13 protein-coding genes are annotated in these 16,682 nt (G+C 42.1%); 6 read left to right on the forward strand and 7 right to left on the reverse strand.

The window, feature by feature from the left end; translation table 11 throughout:
* Positions 1-2 precede the first annotated feature (2 nt).
* Both J6578_RS08165 and pilM read right to left on the reverse strand, forming a co-directional pair.
* Positions 3-671, reverse strand: coding sequence for a PilN domain-containing protein (locus J6578_RS08165; protein ID WP_239427632.1), 669 nt, complete (start codon positions 669-671; stop codon positions 3-5).
* A 1-nt stretch (position 672) separates the two neighbouring features.
* The gene (pilM, locus tag J6578_RS08170; RefSeq protein ID WP_176715050.1) at positions 673-1,719 is read right to left on the reverse strand and encodes a type IV pilus biogenesis protein PilM; all 1,047 of its coding nucleotides are present in this window, start codon (positions 1,717-1,719) and stop codon (positions 673-675) included.
* 181 nt (positions 1,720-1,900) lie between these two features.
* Here pilM and J6578_RS08175 point away from each other — a divergent pair, with 181 nt between their 5' ends.
* The 4 genes from J6578_RS08175 to htpX all read left to right on the forward strand — a co-directional run bounded on the left by J6578_RS08175 (position 1,901) and on the right by htpX (position 8,026).
* Positions 1,901-4,261, forward strand: coding sequence for a penicillin-binding protein 1A (locus tag J6578_RS08175; RefSeq protein ID WP_287954333.1), 2,361 nt, complete (start codon positions 1,901-1,903; stop codon positions 4,259-4,261).
* 316 nt (positions 4,262-4,577) lie between these two features.
* Complete coding sequence (gene ppk2, locus J6578_RS08180) at positions 4,578-5,510, forward strand: polyphosphate kinase 2 (RefSeq protein ID WP_093091531.1); 933 nt, start codon at positions 4,578-4,580, stop codon at positions 5,508-5,510.
* A 162-nt stretch (positions 5,511-5,672) separates the two neighbouring features.
* A complete protein-coding gene (locus J6578_RS08185) occupies positions 5,673-6,932 on the forward strand; it encodes a glutamate-5-semialdehyde dehydrogenase (protein ID WP_287950734.1) in 1,260 nt (419 codons plus the stop codon).
* 239 nt (positions 6,933-7,171) lie between these two features.
* Complete coding sequence (htpX, locus tag J6578_RS08190; RefSeq protein ID WP_287954335.1) at positions 7,172-8,026, forward strand: protease HtpX; 855 nt, start codon at positions 7,172-7,174, stop codon at positions 8,024-8,026.
* A 669-nt stretch (positions 8,027-8,695) separates the two neighbouring features.
* Here htpX and J6578_RS08195 read toward each other — a convergent pair.
* From J6578_RS08195 to glnA, 4 genes are all read right to left on the reverse strand, one after another.
* Complete coding sequence (locus tag J6578_RS08195; protein ID WP_239364571.1) at positions 8,696-9,310, reverse strand: riboflavin synthase subunit alpha; 615 nt, start codon at positions 9,308-9,310, stop codon at positions 8,696-8,698.
* Positions 9,311-9,900: 590 nt separating this feature from the next.
* Positions 9,901-10,977, reverse strand: a complete 1,077-nt coding sequence (gene corA / locus J6578_RS08200) for a magnesium/cobalt transporter CorA (RefSeq protein WP_287954337.1) — start codon at positions 10,975-10,977, stop codon at positions 9,901-9,903.
* Positions 10,978-11,001: 24 nt separating this feature from the next.
* Entirely contained in the window at positions 11,002-12,501 is a 1,500-nt protein-coding gene (ppx, locus tag J6578_RS08205; RefSeq protein ID WP_287954339.1) for an exopolyphosphatase, read from the reverse strand.
* A gap of 354 nt (positions 12,502-12,855) precedes the next feature.
* Complete coding sequence (gene glnA, locus J6578_RS08210; RefSeq protein ID WP_037405175.1) at positions 12,856-14,274, reverse strand: type I glutamate--ammonia ligase; 1,419 nt, start codon at positions 14,272-14,274, stop codon at positions 12,856-12,858.
* 611 nt (positions 14,275-14,885) lie between these two features.
* On the opposite strand from glnA, the gene aroE reads away from it, so the two are divergent.
* Together aroE and mtgA are read left to right on the forward strand one after the other, a co-directional pair.
* Positions 14,886-15,689 (forward strand): shikimate dehydrogenase, encoded by an 804-nt coding sequence (aroE, locus tag J6578_RS08215; RefSeq protein WP_218965907.1) that lies wholly within the window; start codon positions 14,886-14,888, stop codon positions 15,687-15,689.
* Complete coding sequence (gene mtgA, locus J6578_RS08220) at positions 15,686-16,381, forward strand: monofunctional biosynthetic peptidoglycan transglycosylase (RefSeq protein ID WP_037490339.1); 696 nt, start codon at positions 15,686-15,688, stop codon at positions 16,379-16,381. The genes aroE and mtgA overlap by 4 nt, the downstream gene beginning before the upstream one ends.
* 33 nt (positions 16,382-16,414) lie before the next feature.
* On the opposite strand, the gene J6578_RS08225 is transcribed toward mtgA, so the two are convergent.
* The gene (locus J6578_RS08225; RefSeq protein ID WP_287954341.1) at positions 16,415-16,681 is read right to left on the reverse strand and encodes a chaperone modulator CbpM; all 267 of its coding nucleotides are present in this window, start codon (positions 16,679-16,681) and stop codon (positions 16,415-16,417) included.
* Between the last annotated feature and the right edge of the window lies 1 nt (position 16,682).

Raw genomic sequence — 16,682 nt, forward strand, 5'->3', positions numbered from 1 at the left:
CTTCAATTTGATGCTTCTGATGCACCAGATGCAACTTGGTTTTGTGGTTTTTCTGTTGCCAAATTTTGTTCGGCAGGTGTTGGATTTGAGCTAATGGCTTGATTAATTTCAAACATGTCTTCCTGCAGACCAATATTGCTATTCAAGCGGATTCGGATGCTGAATTCTTGTGTATTATTAACGCGTTTAATATTTAACAATTCAGGAGTGCTGAAAAGTCTACCTGGTAATGCACTCATAAATGCAGCAGTTTTGGCATCACTGAATGCTTTGCCAGTAACTATGTATGTATTGGCATCTTGAGCTTCGATGCTGGTTACATATAATCCCATGGGAGCAACAGCATTCAGTGTATCCAGTATACGAGCAGCTTCAAAACGTTTATGAGACAGTTCTGAAACTTTTTCCTGACGCGTCATAAAGTTTTTTCGTTCTTCTTTCAGTTTGGCAATCTCGCCTATCTGTGTATCCAGTTTGCTTATGCCATCTTTTAAAACCTGATTACGGCGTTCCTGACTGCTTACTCGACTATCAAACGCTGTATAGCCTAGAAAGGCCAGTCCGAGACCAATTATGGCTGCTCCTGCCAATAATGTTTGAAACTGTTTCTTTTGTTTGGCCTGTAATGCTTCGCGATAAGGTAACAGGTTAATTTTTAATAAAGGTAACATATTATAATCCTCTTACGGCCAGACCAAAGGCGACGGTTAATAAGCTACTGTCCTGTTGCAGTTTTGCCTGTTCGATACTATTACTGGGTTGTGCTAATAGTATGGGGTTTATTTGTTGTGCCGGTATATGGGTTTGCTGTCTGATATTGTCAGTAAATCCATTGGCACTATTGTTGCCATAGCCAAAAATCAGAATTTCATCAATTTCACTTTCCTGACTGGCAGAAGTAAAGTAAAACTGTAAAACACGTTGAATTTCCTGAATAAACTGCTGCTGAAATGGCTGTGCTACGGTTAAGTTATAATCTTCAGGCTTAGATGGGTTATAAAGCATGTCCCAAGCTTCTTCTTCGGTAAGCTGATAGTTGCGTCGTAAAGACTGCATTAGGTGATCATAGCCCAGATTAATTTCCTGTTTGTATAACAGTTTGCCATGGCGCATGATAATTGCCTGTGTCTCGTTGTAATCAATATTGAATACAGCAATACATTTATTGGCTAGGTCTGGTTGTCTGATATTGATCCATGTAATGGCGCAATTCATCACTGCCAATATATCTACATCCATTTGTGTGGGTGTAATTTCAGCATCAGTATATACATCCAGCAGGGTGTTCACATCCTCCCGCTTACTGTTAACCAATAGCAGATTTTCCCTGCCTTGATTATCGGTGCTAACGTTCTGGTAATCATAACTGACGTCATCAAGGGAGTCATATTGACTTAGTTCAGCCATAACCTGTTCTTCTTCGGTATACTCTGTATCTTCATCCCGAGTGAGGAACTGAAGAGAGGCCTGTTTTTGAGAAATGGCGACTGTAATGTTGCGGCAATTGCTTTGCAGCTTCTGTTTTGCCTGTTGTAAATGAGCAACAAGTTCTTCATGATTTTCGACGTTGCCATTACCAATTGTATTTTTTGGCAGAGGGACAACAACGTATTTTTCGAGACGAAATTGATTTAAACTGCGTGCATTCAATAGCACCATGTTAATGCTTTTATCAGTAATACTGATACCAAGACTCTGTCCCGAGGAAGTTGTGGCCACCTTCTTATTCTTTGAATTTATTTTGAAATTATTCAGTTTCATGAAAGGGCTTTCTGTCAGTTTATTTAACGAGTGTTATCAAGCTTTAAAAACTGCTGTTGTGTATTGTTAACTAAATGAAGAACAAAGTTTACTTTATTTTGAATATGTTTCGCAGCCTTTAAATGAAAATTAGTTGATTATGATTAGAAAATTATTACTATCTACCGTAGGTTTGTTGGTTGGGCTGGGGCTTTTTGCTGCTGGTCTGGTGGCGATTGCAATTTTGGTTACGTATCCTAAATTGCCGTCTCTGGAAGCTGTGACACATTATCAACCCAAGATGCCACTAACAATCTACTCTGCCGATGGTAAGCTTATGGGGCAGTTTGGTGAGGAACGACGTGCTTTTACCCGAATCAATGACTTTCCTCAGGTGCTCAAGGATGCAGTTATAGCAGCTGAAGATAAACGGTTTTATGAGCATAGCGGGGTTGATTTTATCGGTATTACCCGTGCACTAATTTATAATATAACGGGTGGTGTACAGTCAGGTGCCAGTACGATTACCCAGCAGGTGGCGCGTAATTTTTACCTTACCAATGAGCGCACATATACACGTAAATTTAATGAGGCTCTTCTTGCCTATAAGATTGAGCAAAATTTAACTAAAGATCAAATTCTTGAGCTTTATTTTAATCAGATTTATCTGGGGCAGCGTGCCTATGGCTTTGCTGCTGCGTCTCTGATGTATTTTAATAAACCGGTTCAAAAACTGGATTTGGCAGAGGCAACGATTCTGGCCGGTTTACCCAAAGCACCTTCCACTTTTAATCCTGTTGTAAATCCGCAACGAGCTAAGATACGTCAGCGCTATATTCTGAATAATATGGTGGAAATGGGTAAGATTACTGCTGCTCAGGCTGACGCGGCCTTTACTGAGCCATTACAGTATGTGCATTATCATCAGTCTATAGACCAGAATTCTCTTTATGTTGCAGAAATGGTACGTCAGCAGATGTATGAGAAATATGGTGATGCAGCTTATACCCAAGGTTTCCGGGTTTATACGACTGTTAACTCACAGGATCAGGCTATTGCTACACAGGCGTTGCGTAAAGCGCTGACTAATTTTGATAAGGGTTCGGCCTACCGGGGAGCAGAAGGTTTTTTTGATCTGAGTAAGATTCCAGAAGATATTCGTGATGAGCAAATAGAACAGTATCTGGCTAATCGTTCCGCAGTGGATGGTATGGTGCCGGCTGTGGTAACTGCGCTGGATTCAAATTCTATGACGGTATATATAGCTGGCGTAGGTGAAAGTCGTATTAGTGGTAATGGTTATAACTGGATTAGGCGAGCTATTAATAATCCCAAATTAGGAGAGGCTTCAATCCGTATTGGTTCGGTGGTACATGTGCGCGATGACGGTAAAAGCTATCGTGTGGTGCAGCAGCCGGAACTTCAAGGCGCTATTGTTGCTTTGGATGCACAGACTGGTGCGGTAAGGGCTCTGGTTGGTGGTTATGATTTTTACCGGCGTAGTTTTAATCGTGCTACTCAGGCCAAGCGGCAGCCAGGTTCTTCTTTTAAACCATTTATTTATTCAGCGGCCATTGCAAAGGGTTTTACGCCTGCGACTGTGGTAAATGATGCTCCTTTAATTTTGCCGGGGATGGGCGCGGGTGGACGTGCTTGGACACCTAAAAATTCTGATGGACGTTATGCTGGATTTATTACGCTACGTCAGGCATTAACAGCATCCAAGAATATGGTTTCGATTCGTATATTGATGGCGATGGGTGTTGACTATGCCAGACAGTATATACGGCATTTCGGTTTTCGCCCGGATCAGATACCCAACAGTTTATCTATGGCTTTGGGTAGTGGTGAGGTGACACCTATGCAGATGGCGGAAGGTTATGCTATTTTTGCCAATGGTGGTTTTAAGGTTTCCAATTATGTGATTGACCGGATTTACGATGGCCATGGTAATTTGCGGGCGCAGATGCAGCCATTGGTAGCCAATCAGAATGCACCACTGGCTATTGATCCTCGTAATGCATTTATTATGTATAGCATGATGATGGATGTGGTTAATCGTGGCACGGCATATGGTGCCCGTGCACTGGGAAGAAATGATATTGCAGGTAAAACTGGTACAACCAATAATAATAAAGATGCATGGTTTGTTGGTTTTAATCAGAATGTGGTCAGTGCTGTGTTTATTGGCTTTGACCGACCTCGCAGTATGGGGCGTTCAGCCTTTGGTGGAACTATTGCTTTACCGGTGTGGGTAGAATATATGCGCTATGCCTTGAAAGGTAAACCGGTGGTTAAACTCTCGGTTCCAGCTGGTATTGTACAGAAGTCTGGCGAGTATTTTCTTAAAGAATATCAGTCAACTAATCCTAATTTGCCGCTGGATAATCGTGCAGATGGTCCGGTTACAGCCGGCACAAATAATACTACTACCAATGATAATGGTGGTACTGATGATACAGGTGAAATTCCAATAGCTCCTCAATCAGGTAATAATAGTCAGTTAGACTCTCTGTTTTAGTCATCTGTGGTATTGAAGTTTATTGAACGGGTAATCAGTTTTGATTATCCGTTTTTTATTGGTACGTTAGATAAGCATTTATGCTGACTAATCTGTTAGGCTTTATTGTGTAAATGGGAGCATTTGCAGGCAATTATGTTGTTGCTTAAGCAAAGAAGTTATGCTGTTATAGATTAGATATTCATTTAATTAATTATATTATAACGACTTATTTGGTATATAAGTACGAGTTTGGGTTACAATATTTATTCAGATTATCGGATTTCTTAGAAAAGAAAGTTTTGGTTTACTCGGAGCCAGAGAGGAAAGGAATAATATGAGTGCGCAGCAATTGCAATCTGATCAGGTTACTGAAAGTAACGTTCAGGATAAAGATGTTAAATTAAATGTTTTTGATGAAAGTGTGTTGAAGTATCAGGGCAAACATTCTGATGAAGATTCTTCTACTGCTCCTTTACCTGCAAGCTATCCTTATCGGACACGTATGCGACGTGCAACATATGAACGTGAAAAGGCTAGATTGCAAATTGAATTGCTAAAAGTGCAAAACTGGGTTAAGGAATCTGGTCAGAAAATTGTATCTTTGTTTGAGGGGCGTGATGCAGCGGGTAAGGGGGGCACGATTAAACGCTTTATGGAGCATCTTAATCCGCGTGGTGCCCGGGTTGTGGCACTGGAAAAGCCCAGTGAGACTGAAAAAGGTCAGTGGTATTTTCAGCGCTATATTGAACGTTTACCTACTAGTGGCGAGATGGTGTTTTTTGATCGTTCTTGGTATAACCGTGCTGGTGTGGAACGGGTAATGGGCTTTTGTCAGCCTCATGAATATTTACAGTTTATGCGTCAAACGCCAGAACTGGAACGTATGCTGGTGAACAGTGGTATTTATTTGTTTAAGTTTTGGTTTTCGGTATCAAGAGAGGAGCAGTTACGCCGGTTTATTTCCCGACGTGACGATCCGTTAAAACACTGGAAACTTTCTCCTGTTGATATTCAATCACTAGATCGCTGGGATGATTATACGGCAGCTAAAAATGATATGTTTTTTCATACGCATACTGGTGATGCACCGTGGACAGTGATTAAGTCTGATGATAAAAAGCGAGCTCGTCTTAATTGTATTCGCTATTTTCTGACGGAACTGGATTATCCAAATAAGGATATTAATGCGATTGGTGCTGTTGATAGTCTGATCGTATTAAAACCGCAAACTCAGTTTAAAGTTTCAACTGATACGCTTATTGATTAGTTTGGCAGTGCTTTGGTATTTTTTCTAAACGTAATAATGTTTACGTATAATTTGGATATTGGGTGATATGCAAGGATTATTGTAGTTGGGTAAATGTGTCTATTGTGATTTTATATGAGAATAAGAATGATTTTTGCGTTACTTGCTGGAAAGTAAATTTGCATGGGATTGACCAAATATATTACTGAGATGGCTAAAGCAGCTAAAGAGGCTTATTTTGCTTTAACTACTGTTTCTGCTGCCCAAAAGAATCAGGCCTTGTCTTTTATTGCTGAGGGCTTGGCTAAACAGCGGGAAGCAATTCTTGCTGCCAATGAAGTTGATATGAACTTAGCTCGTTTGCAGGGTCTAGATGCCGCATTGCTGGATCGGCTGCAATTAACTGGGCGTGGTATTGATGCCATGATTGATGGTGTGCATCAGGTAATTGCACTTGCTGATCCTGTGGGGGAGATGGATGAATTCCGTAGGCTTCCAAGTGGTATGATGCTAGGTAAAATGCGTGTGCCATTAGGGGTTATTGGCATGATTTATGAGTCGCGACCGAATGTTACGCTTGATGCTGCAATTTTATGTCTGAAATCTGGTAATAGTTGTATTTTACGTGGCGGATCTGAGGCGATTAATAGTAATCGGGCAATTGCGGCGGTTGTTACATCTTCGCTAATAAGAGCAGGGTTACCGGAAGCTGCGGTCAATCTGATTACTGAGACTGATCGTGCTGGTGTGGATATTTTGGTGAATTTGCCTGATTATGTGGATGTGATTATTCCCCGTGGTGGTAAAGGATTGGTGCAACGGGTAAATGAGAAAGCTCGTGTGCCTGTGATTAAGCATCTTGATGGAATATGTCATGTGTATATTGATGTATTTGCAGCAACAGATATGGCGATTAATATCGCTGTAAATGCTAAAACTTCTCGTTATGGTACCTGCAATACTATGGAAACTTTGTTGGTTCATGCAAATCGTGCAGCAGAGTTATTGCCTTTACTACAGCGAAAGTATGATGAAAAAAATGTTGAGCTACGCGGTTGTGAACGAACTCAGCAAATTTTAGGTGATAAAATTATTCCGGCAACGGAAGCAGATTGGTCAACTGAATATCTGGCTCCGATTCTTTCGATTAAAGTTGTGAATGATGTTAATGAGGCTATTAGTCACATCAATCACTATGGCAGTCATCATACTGATACTATTGTTACTGATAATTTACCTCATGCTCAGTTATTTTTACGTGCGATAGATTCAGCTAGTGTAATGGTTAATGCATCGACTCGCTTTGCTGATGGATATGAGTATGGTTTGGGCGCTGAGATTGGTATTTCTACTGATAAAATTCATGTGCGTGGCCCTGTAGGCTTACAAGGACTGACTAGCCAGAAATGGATTGTTTTGGGTCATGGTGAAGTGCGTCTATAAAGCTTGGCGGTTTTTGGTATTTTAGTATTATAAAGATATATGTGAATTGCTTGATATGGCTCAGTTGTGATGATTTGGATGGTTAAATTCAATATCTTTGGTCTTTTTTGATATTACTCAAATGAGAATTCTGCTTTGTTTTATACACCAGCCAGTGTGATTACAAATTGATTATTGATGATTAAATATGTCACTAATATTGTGCTGACTAAATTTTGCAGAAATTAAAAGGGCATAATGTGAAACGTATTATATTGTTTATTGTTACCAATTTTGCAGTCATCATTGTTATTAATGTTGTTCTGAATATTCTTTGTGCGCTTTTGGGAATTAAGGTTCATGGCAGTGCTCTGTGCAGTTTGTTATTGCTGGCCACTGTAGTTGGCTTTACTGGATCTGTTGTTTCTCTGATTATGTCCAAAACGTTGGCACTCAATTCGGTTAATGGTCAAATAATTGGCCAGCCAAAAACAGCTGCTGAAGCTTGGTTGTTGAATACGGTTGCGAATCTGTCCAGTCAATGGAATATTTCTATGCCGGAAGTGGCTATTTATGATTCGCCTGAACCAAATGCTTTTGCCACCGGTGCCACATGTAATAGTTCGCTGATTGCTGTCAGTACGGGTTTATTGCACGGTATGTCGCAGGATGAGGTAGAAGCAGTACTTGCCCATGAAATGGCTCATATTGGCAATGGTGATATGGTGACAATGACATTGTTGCAGGGTGTGGTTAATACTTTTGTTTTCTTCTGGGCTCGCCGTATTGCAGAAGCTGTGTCCAGAAATGATGATGGTGAGGTGTCCTATAATACTTATTACATGGCGAGTATGATTTTACAGATAACTTTTGGTTTTCTGGCCAGTCTGGTTGTGATGTGGTTTAGCCGCCATCGCGAATATCGTGCTGATGCTGGTGCAGCCCGACTGGTGGGGGCTCCGAAAATGATTGCTGCTTTACAGCGTTTGAAAGGTGAGGTAAGTCATCTGCCAGCCGGTATGTCTGCTATGGGAATTGCCAGCGAAGCTGCTGATTCACTTTTTAGTACTCATCCTACACTGGACAACCGGATTAATCACTTGCGTCATATGTGATTTATTGACTCACTTTACCAATGGGAGCGTGAGTCAATCCTATGAAAACAGCTATTTATGCAATAAGGAAAGCGGATTCACGAAGGTATTCAGTTCGAATCGGTAAACTTGTATAAATTTCATCTGGTGGTAAAACACGATACCGATGAGGTTTGTTAACGCTGATTTCATTTGCAGGCAAAATGTTTGATAACGTATTCTTGAATTAATTGGTCCATATTTTTCCAGATTTGCGATATTGGCAAAAAGTATTCCGATATTTTTTTATTAATATATTCAGCAATTTGAGTTTGGGTAACCGGCCGTTAGCTGAGTAATCTGGCTGAATATGGTGGTTATCCGTTAAACGTAAGAGTAGATTATGAATCGACGCTTAAGGAAATAGTGTATATCAACTGAGGAAGTTAAATGGTATACCTAATGATTATATTCAACTTTAGCAGCCCATAGCAAAACAGGCATATTAAACGGTTTAATTATACGGATTAGGTTATATCTTTTAACTGGTTTGCCATAAACAAGAACGGTAACTAATTAATGGGTTATAGTTCTGGAAGACCTTGTAAGGTATTAAATAATGTGACTCTGATTGGATATAAGGTGCTAAAACAGGTAGCATGTCTCACTAGGGCTATTTATACTATACGTTATTAAATATTAATAAATTTTTTATTTATCGGCGTGCTGTTGCATGTATTTTTGTACGGTGTCAACGATTGCTTGTGTTTGTGCGTCTAGTTCCAGATTAATGCAATCATTTACTTGGCAGCTTCCAAACAGAGTTCGGTTTATGGTTTCGGGAATGAGGTGTACATTAAATTCAGTTGCGGTTACTTCACCGATAGTAAGGCTGCAACCATTGAGGCCAATAAAGCCTTTGGTGAGGATATAGGGCTTGGTATTGTCGGGGAGGTTAAACCAGATGGTGCGGTTATTCTGGGTATCTTCAATCCGGCTGATGGTGGTGGTGGTGAAAATATGGCCGCTCATGATATGTCCACCGATTTCATCACCATAACGTGCGGCACGTTCAATGTTGACTGCATCGCCTACTTGCAGCAGCCCCAGATTGGTTTTAGCCAGACTTTCTGCCATGATATCGAAACATACTTCGTTTCCTTTGATAGCTGTGATGGTGAGGCAGCAGCCGTTGTTGGCGATGGAGGCGCCAATACTGAGGTTATCGCTGGCGTTTTCTGGCAGACGTACTTGTAAGGTACGTAGCTGGTGGTGCTCATTAATGGCGGTGACGATGCCTAAACCCTGAACGATGCCTGTAAACATTTATTTCAACTTTCAATAATAATCAGTGTATGGTTTGTGTTTGGTTTCCGCAGTTTTTAAACGCGCTTCTTTGCGAAAAATGCCTTTCTGAAAAAGACAAGCCTGTTTTTTACTGTTGATACATAGTAGGGGTACTACTGTGGGTTGCTATTTTTATCAATGGTTACGATATTGAAATAGCTGCTATTGGTATGGCGGACGGAGCATTGCAGACTATCCTGTGGTTGAACCCAGATGCCAGTGTCTATGCTGGTACGTTTGACATGGTTAACAGAGACGTAAAAGGTAAGGTGTTCGCTGGCGTGTATGGATACCTGTTCGACGAATAATGTTACTACAAATTTGCCAGAATAACGACTGGGACAGGCATAAACTACCTAAACCAGCAGTTTGTGTATATTGCTGCTATGTACGTCACTATAAAAATTTGCTCATGCTGAGGAATATAAGAACGGACATGGAGGGTGGATGTTGCCACTTTATGGTGGCAATGACGTTGTTATCATGAGATTACCTCTTGAGATTGCCTCTGATGTATGCGTTATTTAATGTCTCTCTGTGAATGCTGTTTGTTTTGATAGAATCCGTAGTTATAACCAATGTTTTCTATAAAAATATGTTAGTAGGCTAATGATTAAAGTTGCCATAAGGCTGAGTACTACATAGTAGCTATAGTGCCAGTGCAGCTCAGGCATGTTGTCAAAATTCATGCCATATATGCCGGTTAAGACATTCAGTGGCATGACGATTATGGTAAACACGGTGAGCATGCGCATTTGTTCATTAAGGTGGTTGGATTGATAAGACAGGTGAACATCCATCATGCCCATTACGGTGTCGCGCGCGCTGTCAAGGGTTTCCATTAGTTGCTGGGTGTGGTCGTAAACATCCAGTAAATAGACGTGTATGTCTTTGGTGAACAGTGGAAATTCATTATGTACGATACGGCCGACAATATCTCGAATGGGGGACAGGGTACGCCGTAAGTTGATGGCATCACGTTTCAGTTGATGGATGGAAACCAGCAGGTTTTTATTTTTGTTGCTAAATAGCTGTTTATCCAAACCTTCGACACGATTATCAAATTCATCTACTGTAACGAAGTAATCATCAACAATTCGATCCAATAATGAGTAAGCAAGAAAATCAATGCCTTTGTTATAGATTTCGCTGTAATTGTACTGGATATATTCGCGGATTACTTCTAGTAGTCCCAGGGGTTCGAACTGAAAGGTGATGATGTAGTTTTGGCCGATGATGATGTATATCTGGTTGTATTGCAGTTTCTGTTTTTTATAGGCAAAGACACGTGCAGCCACAAACAGATAATGTCCGTAATTTTCGATTTTAGGACGTTGTTTGCGACTAAGTATGTCTTCCATTGCCAGTTCATGGATGTTGAATGTCTGTAATAGCTGGTGTAGCTGTTCATTATCGGTAATGCCGATTAAATGAATCCATGTAAGGCTATCTTTTGTAGGAGCCGGGATATTTTTATTGGATATATCCGCGCCGGTATAGCTGTGACTATGCAGTTGTCTGGATGTAATCCTGATAATAGACAGTGATTGTGTTGGCATGCCGCTGACGTTGCTGCGATGTGCCAGACTGGGCAGACTGTGTGTCTGAGCTAGTTTATTACTGGAAGCATGTGGCGGTATATTCATAGGACATCCTTGACTAAATAGGGATCAAATAGCCCTGATTTCTAGCTGTAAGCCAATTTTGTGCCATAAAGCTGATTCCTGCAATAAGGCACTTGCGGTCAGGGGGTTGTGAGTGAGCCATTCTGTGCCTGTGCTGATTACTAATTGTTTGGCGCCTTTGTGATAGTAGATATTGCAATGGTTTATAGGTATCTGAATATTTTGCCGAGACCGGCAGAATAATGCAGCTAGCCGCAGTGAAAGTATGCTTAGCCACAACATTTCCTGCTGGATAAATTCGGCAATTTTACGTAGATCTCCACGTTGTCCCAGTACCATAGTAGCAAGTATGTGTTGTTCTTTACGAGAAAAGCCGGGCATATCAGCCTGCTCAAGGATATAGGCGGCATGTTTGTGAAAGCCGGTATGGGAAATGTCCAGACCGATTTCGTGTAGTTGGGCAGCCCAGCGTATATACTGTTGCCACTGTTCTGGATGATCCGGTGTCACGGTGGCAGTTAGATGGCTGAATATCATCTGCGCCAGAGTGGCTACTCTGTGTGCCTGAGCAGTATCAACATGGTAACGTTTCTGAAAATCGGTAATAGTTTGGTTGCGCATGTCGTCGCCAAGTTGGCGCCCGATCATGTCATAAAATACACCATCACGTAGTGCTGCATCAGTGATGGTCATTTCGCTGATGTTCAGTTCGGCAAAAGCTGCAATCATAACGGCCAGACCACCAGCAAAAACATCCATCCGGTCTGTTTTTAATCCTTCCAGTTTGGCTTTTTTGATGCTGCCTGCTGCTATGATGTGATTAGCGATTTTGTGCATTTGTGTGGCGGTGATGGCATCAGTGGATTCGTCACCAATAGCAATAACATCGCGAATGGAACGTGCCGAACCAGATGTACCGATAGCATATTTCCAGCCTATATTTTTTAGTGCAACAGAGATACGCTGAATTTCAGCACGGGCACTGTTAACTGCTGCCTGAAAATTCTTGTTATTTATTTTACTGCGAGGGAAGAAACGCATACTGTAGGATACGCAGCCTAGGTTGAGGCTTTCGGTGATGGCTGGCTGTAAGTCATGCCCGATGACAAATTCAGTTGAACCACCACCGATATCGATTACCAGCATGTTTTCATCTTTGGGTGGGAGGGTATGCACAACGCCGGTGTAAATCAGGCGTGCCTCTTCACGCCCGGCAATAATATCAATGGGAAAACCTAGTTTTGCTTCTGCCTGCGGGATAAACTGGCTGATATTTTTGGCCACACGAAAAGTGTTGGTTGCAACAACCCGTACCTGATCGGGTTTAAAGCCACGTAGCCTTTCTCCGAATCTGGCCAGACAGTTTAATGCACGTTGCTGAGAAGCCTGATCAAGATTTTTTTGCTCGTCTAGCCCGGCAGCTAAACGCACCATTTCTTTGATGGAATCTACTACTTGTAGGTGCCCGCTCTGATTATGGCAAATCTGGAGCCGAAAACTATTGGAACCAAGGTCTATAGTGGCGAGCATGTCTTGCGCTGTCATAATGAAAATGTTTTAGCTTCAGATAAGTATAATGTTACCGTATAGTAGACATCATCGCTATGAATCCCTGCGCTGTACTATGTCAATAAGAGAAAATACACAAGTAATAGTCTGCTATTGCGACGGTATGAATTGTTTTATTATTAAGAAGATTGATGATCAGTGATAGGGAAAATTGCTGAATTAAGCAAATAAAAGATTTTTGCAGGCGATATGTGGCTATAAAGTTATTTTATCGGCTGGCAGAATAAACAAATGTAAATAAGACCGTTACACTGGCAGGATAAACTTACCGGTTTGGCTTGTATCCTGAGTAACGGTCTTGATGAGTTAGCTTGATGCTACTATGGCTGATTACAGGCTGTAATACATTTCAAATTCAAGTGGGTGCGGAGCCATGCGTATACATTTTACATCTTCGCTCTTGAATTCGATGTAGCTATCGATCCAGTCTTGGCTGAATACTCCTCCACGGGTAAGAAATTCGTGGTCAGCTTTGAGGGCATCCAGTGCTTCTTCCAGAGATGCACATACGGTTGGTACTAAGGCATCTTCTTCTGGTGGCAGGTCGTACAGGTTTTTATCTGATGGGTCACCCGGATGAATTTTGTTCTGGATACCATCCAGACCGGCCATTAATAGTGCAGCGAAAGCCAGATAAGGATTAGCGGTAGGATCTGGAAAGCGTGCTTCGATACGGCGTGCTTTTGAGCTGGCTACATACGGAATGCGGATAGATGCCGAACGGTTTTTGGCAGAGTAAGCCAGTTTGGTTGGCGCTTCAAAATGCGGTACCAGACGTTTGTAGGAATTGGTTGATGGGTTGGTTAATGCATTCAGTGCTTTGGCATGTTTGATGATGCCACCAATGTAATATAACGCTAAGTCAGACAGACCTGCATAGCCATCGCCGGAAAACAAGTTCTGTCCGTCTTTCCAGATAGATTGATGCACATGCATTCCAGAACCATTATCTCCCATAATGGGTTTTGGCATAAAGGTAGCTGTTTTACCAAAGTTGTGCGCTACATTCTGAATGACGTATTTCATGTCCTGAGTCCAGTCAGCCCGACGCACCAAGGTATTGAAGCGGGTGCCGATTTCCATCTGACCAGCCGTTGCAACTTCATGGTGATGTACTTCAACGGGGATACCTATGGCTTCTAATGTCTGGGTGCAGGCGGAACGTAAATCCTGACCGGAATCAACTGGTGCAACTGGGAAATAACCACCTTTAACACCTGGGCGGTGGCCGGTATTCTGGCCATCATAAGATTCGCCACTAGACCATGCTGCTTCTTCGGAATGAATTTTGTAACGTGTGCCACTCATGTCGGTTTGCCACTCTATGCCGTCAAACACGAAAAATTCTGGTTCTGGGCCAAAGAAAGCGGTATCACCGATGCCGGTGGATTTCAGGTAGGCTTCAGCACGTTTGGCGATGGAGCGCGGATCGCGATCATAACCTTGTCCATTAGCTGGATCGATGACATCACAGGTTAAAACGACGGTAGTATCATCGTAAAATGGATCAATGAATGCTGTTGATGCATCTGGTTTCAGAGTCATATCAGAAGCCTGAATACCTTTCCAGCCACCGATAGATGAACCATCAAAAGCCTGACCGTTTTCAAACCATTCTTCAGGGTCTTCCAGTACAATCCGGGCAGGTACGGATACGTGTTGCTGTTTGCCTTTGGTATCGGTAAAACGCAAATCTATAAATTTGGCTTCGTTTTCTTCAATCAGGTTAACTACATTTTTTACTGACATTTCAGGACTCCCATTAAGGTCTGGAGAGTAGGGTACTCTCTTTTTAAGTTAATTTGATTCTGCCACAATCGCTTTGTAAAAAAAATGCACTGATGTAAAAAAAAAGCCTTTTTTTATCGTCTCTTAAATTATTTTTTTTAAAACAATTTGTTATATATCTTCACTCTGGTTTGTATCAGATTTCGTAAACTATCGGCTGATGTTATTAGGGGGTAGTGGCTGTCTGTCTGTTTTAAGTAGATGCGATAAATTATGGGCTGAGTTGGTTTGTTTCAGTTTTGATCTGTTGATGGAATGTGTCACTTTGTATTTGCTGATGAATGAGAAGCAGAATTAGTGAGTGATGTGACCGGATAGCAGTCATCATAGGAGGCTGCGCCACTATTTCAGCGATGAGCTGGTGGTGTTTGAAACGCTGCATCTGTGCAAGACAATACACTGGTTTGAATTTAATCTATACATCAAAATAATTGATTTTTCTTCGCGCTGTGCTGATTCTGATATTCTGAATCTTAGGTAATCAATTATTGTATGATAAAGATGGCTTTTTGCTATTCGTGAGCGTAGGCTGGATAATAGGGACAATTTTTACACATGAGGGGAGAAGAAAGGTGTTTGTCGTTTTTGGTAATCCAATAGCACATAGCCGTTCTCCGCAAATACATCAGGCTTTTGCTGCTCAGGAGAGACGTAAGTTAATTTATGAGCGATGTTTGGTTCCATTTGATGAATTTGCAAAAACTGCACGCGATTTTTTTGTTACAGGCGGAATTGGAGCCAATGTTACAGTGCCTTTTAAACACGAAGCTTTCGAATTGGCTGATATATTAACAGCACGGGCACAGGCGGCTAAAGCGGTTAACACGCTGTTTTGGCGCGACGGGCATTTATTAGGGGACAATACTGATGGTATCGGGCTGGTTCGGGCAATTGAGGAGTTAATGTCATTCTCGTTGCATGACAAGCATATCTTATTGCTAGGTGCCGGTGGGGCTGCCTGTGGGGTGATTCAGCCGCTTTTGCAGCAACAGCCTGCGTCGCTAACTATTGCCAACCGCTCTGTAGATAAAGCACAGGCATTGGCACAGGCGCATCAGGTGAACTGGTGTAAATTAAACCAGATTGAACCGCATTATGATGTGATAATTAATGCGACCTCTGGCAGTTTACATGGACAGGAATTACCTGTGCCGTCCGCTGTACTGGCGCGGGCACAACTGGTATTCGATATGATGTATGCGCGAAAGCTCACTCCTTTTTTGCTTCAGGCACAGGCCGCCGGATGTTCTCAGTTGGCTGATGGTCTTGGTATGTTGGTCGCACAGGCTGCGGCTTCGTATGAGTTGTGGCATGGATTCAGACCAGATATCAGATCGGTGACTAGTCAGATTCGTGTTGAGATGGAGCAGGCATGAGCATAGTGCGCAATTTGTTAATTATACTGGTAACGATATTTTTGCTATTTAATGCTTATGTGTATGGTAGTCTGTTGACATATCGTGCTGTGGCGCCACACCGTACTATGTTTATGCTATTGCGTATGCATGAGCTGGCTACAACTCATCCTGATACTCAATTAAATTATCAGTGGGTAGCTTATAACCGGATTTCGCCTAATCTGAAAAAAGCCCTGATTGCTTCGGAAGATGCTCGCTTTGCCGAGCATGATGGTTTTGACTGGAATGGTATTCGCACAGCAATTAAGAAAAATGAACATCAGGGCAGGATTAAGGCTGGTGGTTCAACAATCAGCCAGCAATTAGCAAAAAATCTGTTTTTGTCTGAAAGTCGACATTACTGGCGCAAGGCAGAAGAAGCGGTGATTACTTCTTTGCTGGAGGCTACGACTAATAAAGACCGAATTTTTACTTTATATCTGAATGTAATAGAATGGGGCTATGGGGTATTCGGAGCAGAAGCTGCGAGTGAAACCATATATGGGCGGACGGCAATGCAATTGTCTGCGCAACAGGCAGCGAAGCTGGCTGCACGTGTACCCAGACCACTTTATTACGTCGATCATCCACACGATCAGGAAATCCGTCGTAAAGCCAATGTGATTTTACGGCGGATGGGGTCAGCGCAATTACCGGATAACGATCAGTAATAAACGGTATATATAATAATAATTTGAACCGAATTAGCTGCGCCGGCGCAGATCTTCCAGCTCGTCGAGCAGTTGCAGGATAAGGGCTGTTGCACTGGCACTGGCATTGAAATCACGATGGATGCGCCATGCACGGCGGGCTATAGCCATGTGATAGCCGGTATAACGTGCCAATTGTGGTTCCTGTTCAACGGGAATAACGCTTTCGGCTATCAGGCTTAATATCCAGTTACTTTGATTGTCGCAGGCGCGAACCAGATCATCAAAGCTTAATTCTACATCTTGGTGGTTGTTATTCATT

The organism is Snodgrassella sp., assembly GCF_024103505.1.
Taxonomy (GTDB): domain Bacteria; phylum Pseudomonadota; class Gammaproteobacteria; order Burkholderiales; family Neisseriaceae; genus Snodgrassella; species Snodgrassella communis.